Below are 16,250 nucleotides of genomic sequence, written 5' to 3' on the forward strand. Positions count from 1 at the left end.
AGATTTCGTGTATGGCTGCTGGACATCGATAAGATCGCAGGTACTTTCACAGCACGGGAATGGAGGGATGGCACTTCCATCAGTGAGCGGCGTCCGCTCGCCGAAGTGATGCGCGAGCTGTCAGGGCGCCCCGCGCAACCGGTAAAGGTTGCCGACACAGTCCGCGATGCCCGTCGCCAGAAGCTAAGCTACTGGGGATTCCTTGCCGACGCCTATGGTGATCAGATCGGCCCGCGCGTGGTCCTGCCGCGATTGCTTCTGAATCACGGTATCCAGCCATGGTTCCGTGCTGTCTGGAATCTCGATCGCATTCTGGTCCACGACGAGGCCGTGTGGCTTCTGGAGATCAAGCACAAGTTTCCCTTCCAGGGGAAAGTGCTTCAGTTCGGAATTAATAATGGCGAACTTGGGGTATTCCGTCTGCTCGGCGAGGCCGGCATCCGCTGTTTCCATGCAATCCTCGTCAAACCGTCTTGGACGAAGGACAGCGGCTCCGGCTATCTGCTCAACCGGCTGTCGCTGAAAGAGCGGGCAGCACTCATCGGCACGGAACTCGATGCGGGACGCATCAGGATAATGTTCGACGGGCGGGAAGGTGCTTCCCCTGACCACACCACGTTTTCGGGAGTGGGGCAACTGCGTTACCGGTCTCTTCCGGCAACTGAATTCGGACGCATCGGTCTGATGTCGGAACTGCATCGCGTTCTCGCAGCGAAACTGGCGTGGGCGATCATCGGCAAGATTCTTCCGCCTGTATCAGACCAGTGGCTCAGGGAGCTCAGGGCCGAGTGATTCAGGCATCTTGCCGTTCGCGCACAATCTGAAGAAAGCCGGCCAGATCCATCAGCCACGCCTGCTGGGGCGGGCGATAGGTATGGTGCAGTGGTCGCGGCACGACCAGCTGGAGCAGTTTGGCCCGCATCTCGTCGGTCTGGTTTTCTGAAATGCCCGGCTCGAGTGTGAGCAGGTGCTTTTCTTCTATGCGCCCGGCCTCCGACAGGACCTGCCGCCAACGATCCTTGAGCGTCGATTTTGCCCCGAGCATCGTTAGACGGCTGGCCGGGAAGTCGGTGTCGCGATATTCTTCCTGTCCCGGAAACAGGAAATCCGGCCTGTTACGGTTTTCGGTTTCAGCACCACGTGCATACCGGATGCGCTGCGCGGTAAAGACCGCTTCAAGATGGTTCTCCAGCGCCTGACCGGCGCGCGCCTTGCGCCTGTTCTGGACGCCAAGAGAGAAAGCCAGAAATCCATCGACATCCGCGCCATCGGGAGAGTGGAACCCGTTGCCGATGCGCTCGGCCACGATGCGTCGCTCCAGCCGACGAAACAGTTGCTCCTCCCGCTCCATCCACATGACCAGTGCACCGTCAGGATCATCCAGTGCTGAAATTTCCGGCAAAGAGGTGCGGGCGAGTTCGGAGAATACGCGAGTCTTGGGAAAAACTAGCCCGAACGGCTCGATCAGGATATCCAGGCGGTCTGCCTCGGGCTCTTCCGGCTCGATGCCCAGTTCATCGAGTATATAACGTGCCGCAAAATCCAGCTCGGCGTTGCGCTCACCCTCGATCTCCTGGAAGGTGAACGCGAACTCCGGTTGCTTCTCGATGCCGAACAGCCAGACGAGCTGGTTCTGGATGGTGGCGGACGGGGTCACGATGACCAGGATGGTTCCATCGCGCCGCAGGGCGAGAAACAGCATATCTCCCGGCTGCATCAGCTCGGTCACCGCATTGCCGGAGTAATAGAGATGATACTCCGGCGCTCTCGGCTTGCCCTTGCGCACGTTGGACCAGCTCATGAAGCCGTCCTCGGCGAGCGCCTCCTGCTCGCCTGTGATCCAGATGAACCGGGTCGGAATACCTCGCCGATCAGCATCACCCAACAGTCGCCGTAGCGGCTGCGTCCCCTGGAACTCGTGCTGGTTCGATCGTGGTGTGATCGTCTCGACCAGTGTCAGTCGTTTGGCGACGACCCCGATGAACAGATCCGACAGCATCCCTCGACGCATCTATCTTCCCCTGACCTCGAGACGCGGCCGGTCTGATCTGAGCCAGTTGGCACATGCCGAGATCACATTTTCAAGCGGTAGACGCGTCTTCCCCTTCAACGCGCATTCCCAAATTATTGCCAGCCGCCAGCCGGCTTCTTCCAGAGCTGCCTCAGAGCGCGCATCGACTGCGCGATTGCGGTCGATCTTTGCCTGCCAGAATTCCGGACGGGTCGACGGCATTTTGAACAGGTGACAGTCGTGCCCGTGCCAGAAACACCCATGCGCAAACATGACCGCACGATAGCGTGGCAGTACAATATCGGGTTTTCCGGGAAGCGACCGGTCGTGCAGCCGGAAGCGAAAGCCCAGCGCGTGCAGACCTTTTCTGAGCAGCAATTCGGGTTTCGTGTTCGTCCCCCGGATGCCAGACATCATCCGGCTGCGTACATCAGCCGGCACGATATCAGCCATGGGCGAGAACCGGCTCCCGGTCAGGGCGACTGATCCTGACGGGCGCAGATTGCGCTTGTGCAGAACCGCCGGCGAGCGCGGCCTCTATATGGGGCTTCATAGCTTGTGCAAGAAACTCGACCACGGGTACGACCACCGCATTGCCGAATTGACGATAGGCCTGTGTGTCGGAGACCGGGATTTTCCAACGGCGATCGCCACGATCGAATCCCATCAGACGCGCACACTCCAGCGGCGTCAACCGCCGGGGACGTTTTCCGGGCTGGTCTATCAGGATTTCCGAACCGTCTTTGAAGTAACGTGCCGACAGCGTCCGGGTAACGTCGTCAGGCCCGAATAAACTGTAGCCAAAGCCGTTACCCTTCGAGGTATGCTTGGCCTTGTAAGCCTGAAGGTACTCCCATAGGCGCGGCGTCAGCGTATACTTCGGGTCCACCTCGTCATGAGGCTGGAGGATACTGCCCAGTTTTGGCCCTCCGGCAGGCAGTATCAAACTCGTCAGATTGAATGTTGTTGGCTCGCGGAATCCGACAATGAAGATGCGCTCGCGCTTTTGCGGTACCCAGTGCTCGGAGCTGATCACCCGCGTCTGCACATGATAGCCGAGTTCATTCTCCAGAACGTTCATGATCGTTGCGAAGGTGCGCCCCTTGTCGTGCCGCTCGAGATTCTTGACGTTCTCAAGCACGAAGACTGCAGGACGATGATGGGCAATGATCTGGGCAGTATCGAAGAATAACGTCCCTTGGGTGTCGCACAGAAAACCATGCGGGCGTCCGAGCGCGTTCTTCTTCGACACGCCGGCAATGGAAAAGGGCTGGCAGGGGAATCCGGCGAGCACGACGTCATGTTCGGGAATACGATCGGGATCCTCCGAATAGCCTCTTATGTCACCGGCTAAAGGATGATTGTCGCGAAAGTTCAGCGCATAAGTCTTCTGCGCACTCGGATCCCATTCGGACGTGAAGACACAATGCCCTCCAATCCCTTGAAATCCGATCCGCAAACCGCCAATCCCCGCGAAAAGGTCGATAAACCGGAAGGAGGCCGGATCGGAATTCTGACAGGCGGGGTCCGCCGCTTCCTGGAGGACGCGCAACGCAAGCCCGGATGGCTGGCTTTCGCCGCTGGCGTATCGCGCGATCGTCCGTTCCGAGACGGACAGAACGGACGCAGCTTCACCGGGAGTTAGCCCCGCCCGTTCGCACAACCGGTTGAATTCATTTTGGCCAGACGACACCTTGCCCACGAATCAGTCACCCTTCTCTGTGTCACTTTCTGCCAGGATGTCAGAAAGATTCCCAGAGGGCAAGTTGATGTTCTATGTATGTTCCGCGATCTCGGCGAGCTGGGTTCTACGGTACCTCAGCGAAATAGCCGATCTCCGGCTCCTGAAGCGTACCGACGATCAGCCTGCGAACATGGTCGGAGCGGTTCCGGCCGCGCTTGTCGGTGATGGTGTTGACGCTGCCCCCCACGCAAGCCAGCGCTCGATCTGCTGCATTCATCGAATTGATTCGCAAGTAGTCTGCCAAACGGACGATTCCTTGCGTGCAGTAGTCGTTGATATTGCTGCAAAGCCGCACGTCAAAATAGAACCTACCATCTACGCATCGACAGTCGCACAGGACTGTAATGTGGAACTGGCAGGGGATCATCGCGCTCAATCGCACGTAAGTTGCGTTCCAGCTTTGGCCGGATGCCGCGATGATTGTTCGGTCAGTCCAAATCAGCGGAGCTGCACTCATGACACCGACGAAGCTCCTTGTCGGCCAGATCGCCGTTGTGTTCGCTATTGTCATCTTGGGAGTGTGGGCAGCAACGCAATGGTGCGCACACATGCTGGATTATCAGGAGCAGCTTGGAACTCCGTGGTTCTTCGTGACCGGCTGGCCGATCTACCGGCCCTGGAAGCTGTTCGTTTGGTGGTTCCAGTTCGAGGCCTATGCGCCAGAAGTTTTCGACAAGGCCGGCATGCTGGCAGCGSCCAGCGGCTTCATCAGTTGCGCCGCCGCGATTGCCGGCTCTCTCTGTCGAGCACGGCAGCGTGGTTTGGTGACCACATACGGCTCCTCGCGCTGGGCCATAGAGCGGGAGATCGACAAGGCGGGGCTGTATCGGCCGGCGGGCGTTTTCCTTGGCAAACTGAAGGATCGCTATCTGCGCCATGACGGGCCGGAGCATGTCATGGCCTTTGCACCGACCAGGTCGGGCAAGGGGGTCGGCCTGGTTGTGCCGACGCTTCTTTCCTGGACCGGCTCGGCAGTCATCCACGACATCAAAGGCGAGAACTGGCAGCTGACAGCAGGTTGGCGCTCAAAATTCTCGTACTGCCTGTTGTTCAATCCGACCGATCCGCGATCGGCGCGCTACAATCCGCTCCTGGAGGTGCGCAAGGGTCCGCACGAGGTTCGCGACGTCCAGAACATTGCCGACATTCTGGTCGATCCGGAAGGCGCTCTGGAGCGGCGCAACCATTGGGAGAAGACCAGCCACGCGCTATTAGTCGGCGCCATCCTCCATGTTCTTTATGCCGAAGAGGAGAAGACGCTCGCCCGCGTCGCCACTTTCTTGTCGGACCCGCAGCGCTCGTTTGCCACGACGCTGCGGCGGATGATGACCACCAATCACCTCGGCACGGCGGACAAGCCGCAGGTCCATCCCGTTGTCGCCTCGGCAGCCCGCGAGGTGCTGAACAAGTCGGAAAACGAGCGGTCAGGCGTACTCTCAACCGCCATGAGCTTCCTCGGACTTTACCGCGATCCGACCGTGGCGGCGACGACATCGGCCTGCGACTGGCGCATTGCCGATCTTATGGATGCAGATCGTCCCGTATCGCTCTATCTGGTGGTGCCACCATCCGACATCTCGCGAACCAAGCCGCTGGTGCGGCTGGTGCTCAACCAGATCGGCCGGCGGCTCACCGAACGGCTGGAGGGCGATCCCAAAAAAAGCCGCAAGCATCAGCTGCTCATGATGCTGGACGAGTTCCCGGCGCTGGGGCGGCTCGACTTCTTCGAGACCGCACTTGCCTTCATGGCGGGTTACGGCATCCGCGCCTATCTGATCGCGCAATCACTGAACCAGATCTCCAAGGCCTATGGCGAGAACAACGCCATCCTCGACAACTGCCATGCGAGGATCGCGTTTTCTTCCAATGACGAGCGCACCGCAAAGCGCATATCGGATGCGCTCGGTATGGCGACGGAACTACGCGCCATGCGCAACTATGCCGGCCATCGGCTGGCGCCATGGCTTTCGCATGTGATGGTCAGTCGCCAGGAAACCGCGCGGCCGCTGCTGACGCTAGGCGAGGTGATGCAATTGCCGCCGACGGACGAACTGGTGCTGGTCTCCGGCTTGCCGCCGATCCGAGCGAAGAAGCTTCGCTACTACGAAGACCGGAATTTTACCGAGCGGGTATTGCCTGCGCCGGTTCTTGCATACAGCCCCTATCCGGACCGTCCGGCGCCGCGCGCCGACGACTGGAGCGGGCAGGTGCGCGGCGTGGACCGTCGGCTATTCGCACATGACGAGCGCTCTGAAGCGATCTCAGAAGGCGAAGGCGGCGTGCAACAGCAGCGTCATCCTGGCCTGCCCCACGAAGGTAGCTCCGCTAAACAGGAGCCGGATCAGGGCGACCTGTTCGGGCCGCCCGATGACGACGGCGACACGGCGGCTGACAAAAAGGTGATTGACCGGATTTCCACGGCAGCGCGGGTCTACGGCGTCAACGAAGGCATGGGCGAGGACAAGGACATCCTGCCGGGCTTCTGACGCCGAGCGCATATCAGCGTAGATAAGGGCCATAAGCGTTTTCGGGCTTGTGACCGATGCTCCTTCCGAAGCCGGCGCGTCAGCGCCGGCCAACCGGAACGAGCCGCATGAAGCCCCTACGCATCCGCCATCAGTTTCTGCTGGATCCCGAGCTGAGCGATAAGCTTGACCAGCTCAGCTGCCATCCTTCGACCACCAAGTCGGAGATCGTGGCCAAAGCGGTGCAAGCCTTCATCGACCAGCGTGGGGAGAACGAGCTCGACCGGCGCTACGGCAAGCGGCTCGACCGCATCTCGCGGGATCTGGAGCGTGTCCGACGCGACACCGAGATGATCCTGGAGAGTTTGGCGCTCTTCATCCGCTTTTCCATCACGCTTCATGCCCACTCGCCGGTGCCAGACAAGGCGACACAGGCGGTCGCGCAGGAGCGCTTTCAGAAATTTGTCGAGCAGGTCGGCCGCCGGATTGCCTCCGGCAAGCGGGCTCTGCGCGACGAGGAGAGCGCGGGAGGGGGCGAATGACCTCTCACCCCGAAGCCGATCACCGCCGTCGCGCCATGCTGCGCACCGCCATGGGCCAGGCAATCTCAGACGCTTTGGCAGATCCAACAGTCATCGAGGTGATGGTCAATCCTGATGGCGTGCTCCGGCTCGACCGGCTTGGCGACGGTCGTGTCGACACCGGCGTGCGCATGCATCCGTCCGAGGCGGAACGCATCATCCGCCTGGTCGCCTCCCACATTCGTACGGAAGCCCACGCCGACAATCCGCTCGTCAGCGCCGAGTTGCCGTCCGGCGAGCGTTTCGAGGGCCTGCTGCCACCGGTGGCACTGGCGCCATGCTTTGCGATTCGCAAGCCTGCCGCACGTGTCTACACGCTCGCTGATTACGTTGCCGACGGGATCATGATGGCCGTCCAGGCCGAAGCGCTAAGGAAGGCGGTGCTCGATCGTCGCAACATCCTCGTCGCCGGCGGCACGTCCTCGGGCAAGACGACGCTTGCCAATGCGCTGCTGGCCGAAGTCGCCGAATGCGACGAGCGGGTGATCCTGATCGAGGACACACGCGAACTGCAATGCGCGGCCAAAGACTGCGTGGCGCTCCGCACCCGGCGCGGCTCAGTCACACTCGCCGATCTCGTCCGCTCGACACTGCGCCTCAGACCGGACCGCATCATCGTCGGCGAGGTGAGGGGCTCTGAAGCCCTCGACATGCTGAAGGCCTGGAACACCGGCCACCCGGGTGGCATCGCCACAGTTCACGCCAACTCAGCGCGCTCTGCCCTCTACCGCGTCGAGCAGCTCGCCCAGGAAGCCGTCGTCACCGTCCCGCGCCGTCTTATCGCCGAAGCCATCGACCTGATCGTCTTCATCGCCGGGCGCAGCTCATCGCGCCGTGTCGATGCAATCGCCGAGGTCACAGGTCTCGACGGCAATGGCGACTATGCCGTCACCCAGCTCACGCTCCCGCAACTCCAGCAGCTTTGAAAGGTCTTTTCCATGCGCAAGAAGCTTCGATTTCTGTCGCCCGCGGCAATCGCGTTTGTTCTCACGGCGCCGGCTTACGCGGCCGGCTCCGGCATGCCGTGGGAAGAACCGCTGCAGCGGATCCTGGAGTCAGTCCAGGGGCCGGTCGCCAAGATCGTCGCGGTGATCATCATTATCATCACCGGCCTGACGCTCGCCTTCGGCGATACCGCGGGTGGCTTTCGCCGGCTGATCCAGATCGTCTTCGGTCTCTCCATCGCCTTCGCGGCAAGCTCCTTCTTCCTCTCCTTCTTCTCCTTCGGCGGCGGGGCGCTCGTCTGATGACGACCGGCGAGCACCACATCGAAGGCTTCGAGGTTCCGGTTCACCGATCATTGACGGAACCGATCCTCCTGGGCGGTGCGCCACGCGCCGTGGCGATCCTCAATGGCACGGTGGCTGCGGCGATCGGGCTTGGAATGCAGCAGTGGATCGCTGGGCTGGTGCTGTGGATCAGCGGCCACACGCTTGCGGTTTTTGCCGCCCGACGCGATCAGGATTTCGCCAGGGTACTCGTTCGCCACCTGCGCCAGAAGGGCTGGCTTGCATGCTGAACCTTTCCGAATACCGCAGCCAAGCCGATCGGCTTGCCGACCATCTGCCTTGGGCGGCATTGGTCGCGCCCGGCATCGTACTCAACAAGGACGGCAGCTTGCAGCGAACGTTCCGCTTCCGCGGACCCGATCTGGAAAGCGCGACGGAAGCCGAACTCGTCGGCATCTGTGCGCGGGCAAACAATGCGCTGAGACGCCTCGGCTCCGGCTGGGCCTTGTTCTTCGAGGCCGAACGCATCGAAGCAGTAGGCTATCCTATCTCGCGTTTCCCTGATCCCGCCTCGTGGCTGGTCGACGAGGAGCGTCGTGCCGCATTTGTAGGCAAGGTAGCACATTTCGAGAGCCGCTATCACCTGACGCTTCTCTTCATGCCGCCGCCCGACGGTCAGGCCAGGGCCGAAAGTGCCTTCGTGGATGCCAATCGTGAGAGTGGAACACGCGACTGGCGCCAGGAACTCACCCGCTTCCGCGCCGAGACCGACCGCGTGCTCGACCTGCTGTCAAGCTTCATGCCGGAAGTGCACGCGCTCGACGACGGCGAAACGCTGGCATTCCTGCACGGCACGATCTCCACAAAACGTCATCCGATCGCCGTGCCGGAGACGCCAATGTATCTCGATGGCGTCCTGGTTGACACACCGCTTACCGGCGGGCTGGAGCCGATGCTAGGCGACCGGCATCTGCGCACGCTCACCATTCTCGGCTTCCCGAATGTCACCCGGCCTGGAATCCTCGACGCTCTCAACCATCAGGGTTTTGCCTATCGCTGGGTCACGCGATTCATCCCTCTCGACAAGACCGAAGCCACGAAGTCACTGACCAGGCTGCGCCGGCAATGGTTCGCCAGGCGCAAATCGATCGCAGCCATCCTGCGCGAGGTGGTGACCAACGAGCCGGTTCCGCTGGTCGACAGCGATGCCGAGAACAAGGCGCTCGATGCTGACGCGGCACTTCAGGTGGTTGGCCGCGACTATGTCGGCTTCGGCTATCTCACCACCACGGTAACTGTCTGGGATGAGGACAGCCAGGCTGTTGGGGACAAACTCCGCGCGGTCGAGCGCATCATCAACGGCCACGGCTTTACCACCATCCGCGAGAGCGTCAATGCGGTCGAGGCTTGGCTCGGGTCCCTGCCGGGTCACATCTATGCCAATGTCCGCCAGCCGCTGGTGCACACGCTGAACCTTGTCCATCTCATGCCTCTGTCGTCAGTATGGGCGGGTCCGGCGTGCAACGAGCATCTGGGCAAGATCATCGGGACAGAAGCGCCGCCGCTTCTTTTTGCCAAGACCAGCGGCTCGACACCATTCCGGCTTTCCACTCATGTCGGCGATGTTGGTCACATGCTGATCGTCGGCCCGACCGGCGCCGGCAAATCGGTGCTGCTTTCGCTGATCGCGCTGCAGTTCCGTCGCTATCGCGATGCTCAGCTCTATCTCTTCGACAAGGGCAATTCGGCGCGGGCGGCTACGCTCGCCATGGGCGGCGAGCACCATGCGCTTGGCAATGACGGCGCGCTTGCCTTCCAGCCATTGCGCAACATCGATGACCCGGCAATCCGCAGCTGGGCGGCCGAATGGATCGCCGGATTGCTTACCCATGAGAACGTCACCGTCACACCCGAGGTGAAGGAGGCGTTGTGGTCGGCACTCAACAGCCTTGCCACCGCTCCGGTCGAAGAACGCACGCTCACCGGACTGTCGGTGTTGCTTCAGGTGAATGCGCTGAAGGCGGCACTTCTGCCCTACACGCTCGAGGGTCCCTTCGGCCGACTGCTTGACGCCGACGATGACCGATTGGCGCTGTCGGACGTGCAGTGCTTCGAGACCGAGGAGCTGATGCATCAGGAAAGCGCGGTTCTGCCGGTGCTTACCTATCTGTTTCACCGGCTCGAAGAGCGATTCGACGGGCGGCCGACCTTGCTGATCCTCGATGAAGCCTGGGTCTATCTCGACAACCCGCTCTTTGCCGCTCGTATCCGTGAATGGCTGAAGGTGCTGCGCAAGAAGAACGTGTCGGTGATCTTCGCCACGCAATCGCTTGCTGACATCTCCGGTTCTTCCATCGCGCCGGCGATCATCGAGAGCTGCCCGCAGCGCATTTTCCTGCCCAACGACCGCGCTGTGGAGCCGCAGGCGCGCGGGGCGTATGAGTGCTTCGGTCTGAACGAGCCGCAGATCGAGTTGGTCGCCCGCGCCACGCCCAAGCGCCAGTACTATCTGCAGTCGCGCCGTGGCAACCGACTGTTCGAGCTGGGCCTGGGCCCTCTGGCATTGGCACTTTGCGGCGCCTCCGATCCGGCTGCGCAGACCCTTATCGATACCATCCTTTCAGAGCACGGCCGGCGCGACTTCGCCTCCCGGTTCCTGATGGCGCGCGGCCTCGAATGGGCGGCCGAGCTTGTCAAAAAATTCCCTCAACCACAACAGGAGCAATCAGCATGATGCGGCGCCACATCCTCACAGGTCTCGTCACCGCCTCCCTCGTCTTCAAGCCGATCGCCGGCTTTGTCCCGCCAGCCTTTGCCATTACCGTATTCGACCCTTGGAACTATGCCGAGAACGTGCTGACGGCGGCCCGCTCACTGGAGCAGATCAATAATCAGATCCAGTCACTGCAGAACCAGGCGACCATGCTACAGAACATGGCGCGCAACCTGCAGCGCCTGGATTTTTCCTCTCTCGGACAACTGACCGGGGCGCTCAACCGCATTGATGGACTGATGATGCAGGCCGACGGCTTGAGCTTTGATCTGGACCGGCTCGAGGAGGAGTGGCGGCAGAACTATCCGGAAAACTATGGCAAGACCATCAAGGTAAGCGACCTGGCGTCGGCGGCACGCGAGCGCTGGCAAAGCGCCATGCAGGCCTTCCGCCAGACCATGCGAGTGCAGTCGCAGATTGTCGGGAACATCCAGGCCGACGGCGATTTGCTTGCTGACCTTGTCAACCGCAGCCAGGGTGCGGCCGGTGCGCTTGAGGCAAGCCAGGCAACCAACCAGCTGATTGCGCTGTCCGCAAAACAGCAGATGCAGATCCAGACATTGCTTGCCACCCAGTTCCGGGCCGAAGCCGAGGATGCCGCCCGCAAGGCGCAGTCGGAGGAGGCCGCCCGCGAGACAACGCGGCGTTTTCTCGGCTCCGGTGATGCCTATTCAGGCAACTGAGATCGATTCCATTGCAATGCGGAAGGCGGCGGCATGAACGATCTCGGCGTCATCGATCGGTTCATGGAGACTTTTGTCCGCTACATCGACAGCGGATTCGGCCTGCTTTCGGGTGACGTCGCCTTCCTCACCACCATCCTGATCGGTATCGACATTACGATGGCCGGCTTGTTCTGGGCGCTCGGCGGGGAGCCAAACATTTTTGGCCGTCTCGTCCGCAAGGTCCTCTACGTTGGTCTCTTCGCCTTCATCCTGAACAATTTTGAGAACCTCGCCGGCATCATTTATCGCTCTTTTGCAGGGCTCGGCATCAATGCGTCGGGCGGCAATCTGGCCGCCGGCGACCTCCTGCGGCCGGGCCGCATTGCCGCCACCGGATTCGAGGGCGCCTGGCCGCTGCTCGACCAGGCAAGCCAGCTTCTGGGGTTCCCGGAATTCTTCGGCAATGCACTCAGCATCTTCGTGCTTCTGCTCGCCTGGTTCCTGGTGATCATCGCTTTCTTCATTCTTTCCATCCAGCTCTTTATTACCATCCTGGAGTTCAAACTCACCACGCTCGCCGGCTTCGTGCTGGTGCCGTTTGCGCTGTGGAACCGGTCCGCGTTCCTTGCCGAGCGCGTGCTCGGCAATGTGATATCTTCCGGCGTCAAGGTGATGGTACTCGCCGTCATCGTCGGCATCGGCTCCACCCTCTTTAGTGAATTTGCTTCGGCCTTGCAGGGTCAGGAGCCGGATCTCGCCGCGGCCATGTCGCAGGTGCTGGGCGCTTTGGCGCTGCTCGGCCTCGGCATCTTCGGGCCCGGCATCGCCTCCGGCCTTGTCTCCGGCGCGCCGCAGCTTGGCGCGGGCGCTGCAGTGGGCGCCGGCGCCGCGGCGGCCGGTGCGACGCTTGTTGCCGGAGGGGCGGCATTCGCTGGTGCTCGAATGGCGGCCGGCGGCAGTCTCGCCGCAGTACGTGCCGGCACGACCGTAGGATCCGCTGCCTCCACGGCCTATCGCTTCGGACAGGACACGTCAGGCGAGCCCGGTATTTCCGGCGTCACGGCTGGAATGGGTGGCGTGGCGCGCGCCGCCGGTGGTGCGGCGATGCAGGGCACGCGATCCGTAACTGGTCCAATCCGTCGAAGCATCGAAGCCGGCCGCGATGCGGCCTGGACCGTGACGGGCGGCATGTCGAATTCTTTCCGGCACGAGCCCACTGTCAGCACAGCAGCCGACGCCGCGCCAGCCTGGGCAAAACGTCTTCGTTCCGAACAGGCCGCGCGTGCCCATCGCCATACCGCGATGCAAGCCGTCCGGGACGGCGACCGGCCAGGCGGCGCCGCCAATCCCTCCCTCAAGGACAAGGACGACTAGATGCTCTTCAAGCGACCCATTCAACGTTACGGGAAGACACCCGAACCCGTCACGCCCTACCAAAAAGCCGGTCAGCTCTGGGACGAGCGCATAGGCTCGGCCCGCGTGCAGGCCAGGAACTGGCGGCTCATGGCCTTTGGCTGTCTGGCGCTGGCGACAGGCCTTTCCGCCGGCCTTCTGTGGCAGTCGACGCAAAGCCGCGTCGTGCCTTACGTCATCGAGGTCGACCGTTTCGGTGAGGCCCATGCCGTCGCGCCGGCGGTCCAGGACTATGAGCCGTCCGATGCGCAGATCGCCTGGCATCTCGGGCGGTTTGTTTCCAACGTCCGCTCTGTCTCCACCGATCCGGTCCTGGTGCGGCAGAACTGGCTTTCGGCCTACGACTTCGCCACCGACCGCGCCGCACTCTTCCTCAACGAATACGCAAAGGCGAACGATCCCTTCGGCAAGATCGGCACGCGCACCGTCTCGGTGCAGATAACCAGCGTAGTACGGGCGTCCGACAGCTCGTTCCAGGTCAAGTGGGCCGAGCAGGTCTATGAGCGCGGCAGCCTCGCCAGCACCACCCGCTGGACCGCGATTCTTACCATTGTCATCCGCCCACCGAGCAATGCCGACGAGCTGCGCAGGAACCCGCTCGGCGTCTTTGTCAATGCTATCGACTGGTCGCGAGAACTGGACAGTGCCGCCCCTGACTCTCCGTCCGCGAAGGAGCCCACCAATGCTGACGAAAAGTAGCGCCTCATCCATTCACGCTGTGCTGATCGTGTCAGTGTCCCTCACGATTTTGACCGCCTGTGCGTCGAAGAAGGTGCCGCCCGGGATCTCATACGATACGGCGGACTTCAAGCAGGCAGTCATCGAGAAGAGACCGGAAAAGCCGGTCAGGATCGTTGAGATACCGAAGCCCTTGCCACTGCCAGGTCAACTGCAGCCCGAACCGGGCAAGGCGACCGAGGACAAGCGTTCGCCCGAGGAGCGTGTTGCTGATGCCAACAAGGCCGCCACCCAGGAGCCTACAAAGTATGGCTATATCAACGCGGTCCAGGTCTATCCCTATGCGGAAGGCGCGCTCTATCGGCTCTATGCGGCACCAGAGCGCGTCACCGACATCGCGTTGCAACCGGGCGAGACGCTCACCTCGGTCTCGGCCGGCGACACGGTACGCTGGGTGATCGGCGACACCGTGAGCGGCTCCGGTGACAACCAGCGCACGCATGTGCTCGTCAAACCCTTTGCGCCTGGCCTGAAGACCAATCTCGTCATCACGACGGACCGCCGCTCTTACCACTTGCAGCTCGAAAGCACGGACAAGACCGCTATGGCGGCGATCTCTTGGACCTATAGCGAGGATCAGATCATTGCGCTGCGTCGCCGCAATGCTGAAGCTGAGGCTGCCATGCCGGTGGCGTCAAACGTGGCGTTGGAAGATGTCCGCTTCCGCTATGCCATCACCGGCGATAGGCCGCCTTGGCGGCCCGTGCGTGCCTTCGACGATGGCCACAAGGTCTATATCGAGTTCCCGCGCCGTATCGACCAGGGCGAGGCACCACCACTTTTCGTCCTCGGCGCCGACGGAAACAATCAGCTCGTCAACTACCGCATGCGTGGCAACTACTACATTGTGGATCGGCTGTTCGTCGCGGCCGAACTGCGGCTCGGCAAGAAGCAACAGCAGGTGGTGCGCATCACGAGAACAGACAGCAAGCCGAGGCGTCGTCCGCCGCTGTTTGCACGCTGGGGCAGGTGAGGGAAGTGACCATGACCGAAAAATCCCCTTCCGATGTTCCTCCGAAGCTTGATCCGGAGGGTCTGCAACTCAGGGCATCACCGCGGCGCGTCGTGCGTTTCAAGCGCCATGTCATCATCGCCGTCGCGGCACTTGGCTCAGGTGCGATTTTCGGCGTCACGATGTTTGCATTGCAGGGGCCGGCGCTGCGCATCAGGGAGCAGGCCGAGGAGCTCTACAACACCGGGAACAAGCCGACGCCCGAGGGACTTGAAGCGCTGCCTGGCAGCTACTCCGAAATCAAGCCGGATACTCCGGTACTCGGACCGCCGCTGCCAGGAGATCTCGGACGCCCGATCCTCGAACGCCGGCGTCAGCTTGGCATCGCTCCGGGACAGAAGGTTTCCGCTGAGGAGCAACGCCTAGCCCAACAAGCGATTCAGGCGCGCGAGTCGGAGGTCTTCTTCCGGATCGAAAATCGGTCGAAGGAGAGGGATACCGCCGGGAATGAGCAGAATGTGCAGTCGCAGTTGGAGGCGTCGGTCAGACCGTCCGACACTGGACACGCACGCGCCTCCGTCGCGCCGGCCGAAAGCGACCAGAACAACCAGCAGCGCAAGCTGGATTTCCTGAGTTCGCGCGAAACGGGCGACATCTACAATTCGCACGCCCTGCAGACGCCCGCCTCGCCATACCAAGTCATGGCCGGCAGCGTCATTTCCGCGAGCCTGATCACTGGCATCAATTCCGATCTGCCGGGCCTCGTCGTCGCCCAGGTTACCGAAAACGTCTACGACACGGTGACTGGCAGCGTGATGCTGATCCCGCAGGGATCGCGCCTCATCGGCACTTATGACAGCGTTGTCGCCTTCGGCCAAAAGCGTGCGTTGCTTGTCTGGCAGCGCATCCTGCTTCCAGACGGATCTTCGATTGAAATCGACAACCTGCCTGCCACCGACAGCGCCGGTTATGCCGGGCTGGAGGACAAGGTCGATTTCCACACCTGGCGGCTGATCAAGGGTATCGCGCTTGCGACTCTGCTTGGAGTCGGCACGGAGTTGAGCCTCGGCGAAGACGAAAGCAATCTTGTCCAGGCCATCCGGGAATCTACCCAGCAGAACGTCAACCGCGCCGGTCAGCGCATCACCGAAAAGAACCTGAACATCCAGCCGACTATCACCGTCCGCCCCGGATGGCCACTACGTGTGATCGTCCACAAGGACCTTGTGCTGCGGCCGTATAAAGGCTGACCGTCTGTGCGAATTCCATTTAATTCACGAGAAGGATCACTCATGGTCAACCTGAAGCTCGCAAAACTGCCCGACCGCTCGCCATCGAAGATAACCATCACCATCAGTGCTGAACTGAACCGGGCACTCCATGATTATGCATCACTCTACCATCAGACCTATGGGGAAGCCGAATCGGTAGCCGAGCTCATCCCGTTCATGCTTGAGGTGATCGGCCCCCACGGACGGGTCCAATTTGATTGTTAGTGCAATGATGGTCGCGGCGCCAGCGCGGGCGGCATTGCTGGTTGGGGKTGCAGGGCCGCCCGCGCGAATGCCGGGATGAAGACCTCGGGTGCCGGCGGCTTGTAGCCGAGCGATCCATGCGGACGCACGGTGTTGTAATGCCGCCGCCAGCTTTCCACGATGATCCTGGCCTCTTTGAGCGTG

Annotated in this window: 18 protein-coding genes; 13 read left to right on the forward strand and 5 right to left on the reverse strand. The window is 61.7% G+C overall.

All coding sequences use genetic code 11. From position 1 onward, the window contains the following. Positions 1–792 (forward strand): hypothetical protein (locus tag L598_RS16325; RefSeq protein WP_210245013.1); only part of this gene is annotated, 792 nt, incomplete at its 5' end. 1 nt (position 793) lies between these two features. On the opposite strand, the gene L598_RS16330 is transcribed toward L598_RS16325, so the two are convergent. The 4 genes from L598_RS16330 to L598_RS21485 all read right to left on the reverse strand — a co-directional run bounded on the left by L598_RS16330 (position 794) and on the right by L598_RS21485 (position 3,972). After that, positions 794–2,011, reverse strand: a complete 1,218-nt coding sequence (locus L598_RS16330) for a type II restriction endonuclease (protein ID WP_144864243.1) — start codon at positions 2,009–2,011, stop codon at positions 794–796. After that, positions 2,012–2,464 (reverse strand): very short patch repair endonuclease, encoded by a 453-nt coding sequence (locus L598_RS16335; RefSeq protein WP_144864245.1) that lies wholly within the window; start codon positions 2,462–2,464, stop codon positions 2,012–2,014. It abuts the gene before it with no gap. Further along, positions 2,457–3,713, reverse strand: coding sequence for a DNA (cytosine-5-)-methyltransferase (dcm, locus tag L598_RS16340; protein ID WP_210245014.1), 1,257 nt, complete (start codon positions 3,711–3,713; stop codon positions 2,457–2,459). Before dcm ends, L598_RS16335 begins: the two co-directional genes overlap by 8 nt. Before the next feature lie 106 nt (positions 3,714–3,819). After that, a complete protein-coding gene (locus tag L598_RS21485; RefSeq protein WP_186445071.1) occupies positions 3,820–3,972 on the reverse strand; it encodes a hypothetical protein in 153 nt (50 codons plus the stop codon). A gap of 238 nt (positions 3,973–4,210) precedes the next feature. Here L598_RS21485 and L598_RS16345 point away from each other — a divergent pair, with 238 nt between their 5' ends. The 12 genes from L598_RS16345 to L598_RS16400 all read left to right on the forward strand — a co-directional run bounded on the left by L598_RS16345 (position 4,211) and on the right by L598_RS16400 (position 16,067). Next, positions 4,211–6,241 (forward strand): conjugal transfer protein TraG, encoded by a 2,031-nt coding sequence (locus L598_RS16345; RefSeq protein WP_144864248.1) that lies wholly within the window; start codon positions 4,211–4,213, stop codon positions 6,239–6,241. Positions 6,242–6,348: 107 nt separating this feature from the next. Next, complete coding sequence (locus L598_RS16350) at positions 6,349–6,762, forward strand: CopG family transcriptional regulator (RefSeq protein WP_144864249.1); 414 nt, start codon at positions 6,349–6,351, stop codon at positions 6,760–6,762. Next, the gene (trbB, locus tag L598_RS16355; protein ID WP_144864251.1) at positions 6,759–7,727 is read left to right on the forward strand and encodes a P-type conjugative transfer ATPase TrbB; all 969 of its coding nucleotides are present in this window, start codon (positions 6,759–6,761) and stop codon (positions 7,725–7,727) included. Before L598_RS16350 ends, trbB begins: the two co-directional genes overlap by 4 nt. Positions 7,728–7,739: 12 nt before the next feature. Then, positions 7,740–8,048: a TrbC/VirB2 family protein gene (locus L598_RS16360; protein WP_144864253.1), complete on the forward strand. Its 309-nt coding sequence runs from the start codon at positions 7,740–7,742 to the stop codon at positions 8,046–8,048. Continuing rightward, positions 8,048–8,320, forward strand: coding sequence for a VirB3 family type IV secretion system protein (locus tag L598_RS16365; RefSeq protein ID WP_144864255.1), 273 nt, complete (start codon positions 8,048–8,050; stop codon positions 8,318–8,320). The genes L598_RS16360 and L598_RS16365 overlap by 1 nt, the downstream gene beginning before the upstream one ends. Next, positions 8,314–10,764, forward strand: coding sequence for a conjugal transfer protein TrbE (trbE, locus tag L598_RS16370; RefSeq protein ID WP_144864257.1), 2,451 nt, complete (start codon positions 8,314–8,316; stop codon positions 10,762–10,764). The genes L598_RS16365 and trbE overlap by 7 nt, the downstream gene beginning before the upstream one ends. Then, the gene (trbJ, locus tag L598_RS16375) at positions 10,761–11,486 is read left to right on the forward strand and encodes a P-type conjugative transfer protein TrbJ (RefSeq protein ID WP_144864259.1); all 726 of its coding nucleotides are present in this window, start codon (positions 10,761–10,763) and stop codon (positions 11,484–11,486) included. The genes trbE and trbJ overlap by 4 nt, the downstream gene beginning before the upstream one ends. A gap of 33 nt (positions 11,487–11,519) precedes the next feature. Then, positions 11,520–12,842: a P-type conjugative transfer protein TrbL gene (gene trbL / locus L598_RS16380; protein WP_144864261.1), complete on the forward strand. Its 1,323-nt coding sequence runs from the start codon at positions 11,520–11,522 to the stop codon at positions 12,840–12,842. After that, entirely contained in the window at positions 12,843–13,580 is a 738-nt protein-coding gene (trbF, locus tag L598_RS16385; RefSeq protein ID WP_144864263.1) for a conjugal transfer protein TrbF, read from the forward strand. It begins immediately after the preceding gene. After that, positions 13,564–14,592, forward strand: a complete 1,029-nt coding sequence (trbG, locus tag L598_RS16390; protein WP_144864265.1) for a P-type conjugative transfer protein TrbG — start codon at positions 13,564–13,566, stop codon at positions 14,590–14,592. The genes trbF and trbG overlap by 17 nt, the downstream gene beginning before the upstream one ends. Positions 14,593–14,603: 11 nt before the next feature. Next, positions 14,604–15,821, forward strand: a complete 1,218-nt coding sequence (locus tag L598_RS16395) for a TrbI/VirB10 family protein (protein ID WP_144864267.1) — start codon at positions 14,604–14,606, stop codon at positions 15,819–15,821. 42 nt (positions 15,822–15,863) lie between these two features. Beyond that, positions 15,864–16,067, forward strand: a complete 204-nt coding sequence (locus tag L598_RS16400; protein WP_144864269.1) for a DUF2274 domain-containing protein — start codon at positions 15,864–15,866, stop codon at positions 16,065–16,067. Here the strand turns inward: L598_RS16400 and L598_RS21815 are convergent. Further along, positions 16,064–16,250: transposase (locus L598_RS21815; RefSeq protein ID WP_246658793.1), on the reverse strand; the 187-nt coding region annotated here is incomplete at its 5' end. The genes L598_RS16400 and L598_RS21815 overlap by 4 nt on opposite strands.

Origin of the sequence: Mesorhizobium sp. J18 (genome assembly GCF_007829525.1) — a bacterium.
GTDB lineage: Bacteria > Pseudomonadota > Alphaproteobacteria > Rhizobiales > Rhizobiaceae > VLJP01.

Excerpts from the sequence above, each read along its gene's own strand:
- L598_RS16330 (WP_144864243.1), bottom strand. The coding sequence starts at position 2,011 with ATGCGTCGAGGGATGCTGTCGGATCTGTTCATCGGGGTCGTCGCCAAA.
- L598_RS16335 (WP_144864245.1), bottom strand. The coding sequence starts at position 2,464 with ATGGCTGATATCGTGCCGGCTGATGTACGCAGCCGGATGATGTCTGGC.
- L598_RS21485 (WP_186445071.1), bottom strand. The coding sequence starts at position 3,972 with ATGAATGCAGCAGATCGAGCGCTGGCTTGCGTGGGGGGCAGCGTCAAC.
- L598_RS16350 (WP_144864249.1), top strand. The coding sequence starts at position 6,349 with ATGAAGCCCCTACGCATCCGCCATCAGTTTCTGCTGGATCCCGAGCTG.
- trbB (WP_144864251.1), top strand. The coding sequence starts at position 6,759 with ATGACCTCTCACCCCGAAGCCGATCACCGCCGTCGCGCCATGCTGCGC.
- L598_RS16360 (WP_144864253.1), top strand. The coding sequence starts at position 7,740 with ATGCGCAAGAAGCTTCGATTTCTGTCGCCCGCGGCAATCGCGTTTGTT.
- L598_RS16365 (WP_144864255.1), top strand. The coding sequence starts at position 8,048 with ATGACGACCGGCGAGCACCACATCGAAGGCTTCGAGGTTCCGGTTCAC.
- trbE (WP_144864257.1), top strand. The coding sequence starts at position 8,314 with ATGCTGAACCTTTCCGAATACCGCAGCCAAGCCGATCGGCTTGCCGAC.
- trbJ (WP_144864259.1), top strand. The coding sequence starts at position 10,761 with ATGATGCGGCGCCACATCCTCACAGGTCTCGTCACCGCCTCCCTCGTC.
- trbL (WP_144864261.1), top strand. The coding sequence starts at position 11,520 with ATGAACGATCTCGGCGTCATCGATCGGTTCATGGAGACTTTTGTCCGC.
- trbF (WP_144864263.1), top strand. The coding sequence starts at position 12,843 with ATGCTCTTCAAGCGACCCATTCAACGTTACGGGAAGACACCCGAACCC.
- trbG (WP_144864265.1), top strand. The coding sequence starts at position 13,564 with ATGCTGACGAAAAGTAGCGCCTCATCCATTCACGCTGTGCTGATCGTG.
- L598_RS16395 (WP_144864267.1), top strand. The coding sequence starts at position 14,604 with ATGACCGAAAAATCCCCTTCCGATGTTCCTCCGAAGCTTGATCCGGAG.
- L598_RS16400 (WP_144864269.1), top strand. The coding sequence starts at position 15,864 with ATGGTCAACCTGAAGCTCGCAAAACTGCCCGACCGCTCGCCATCGAAG.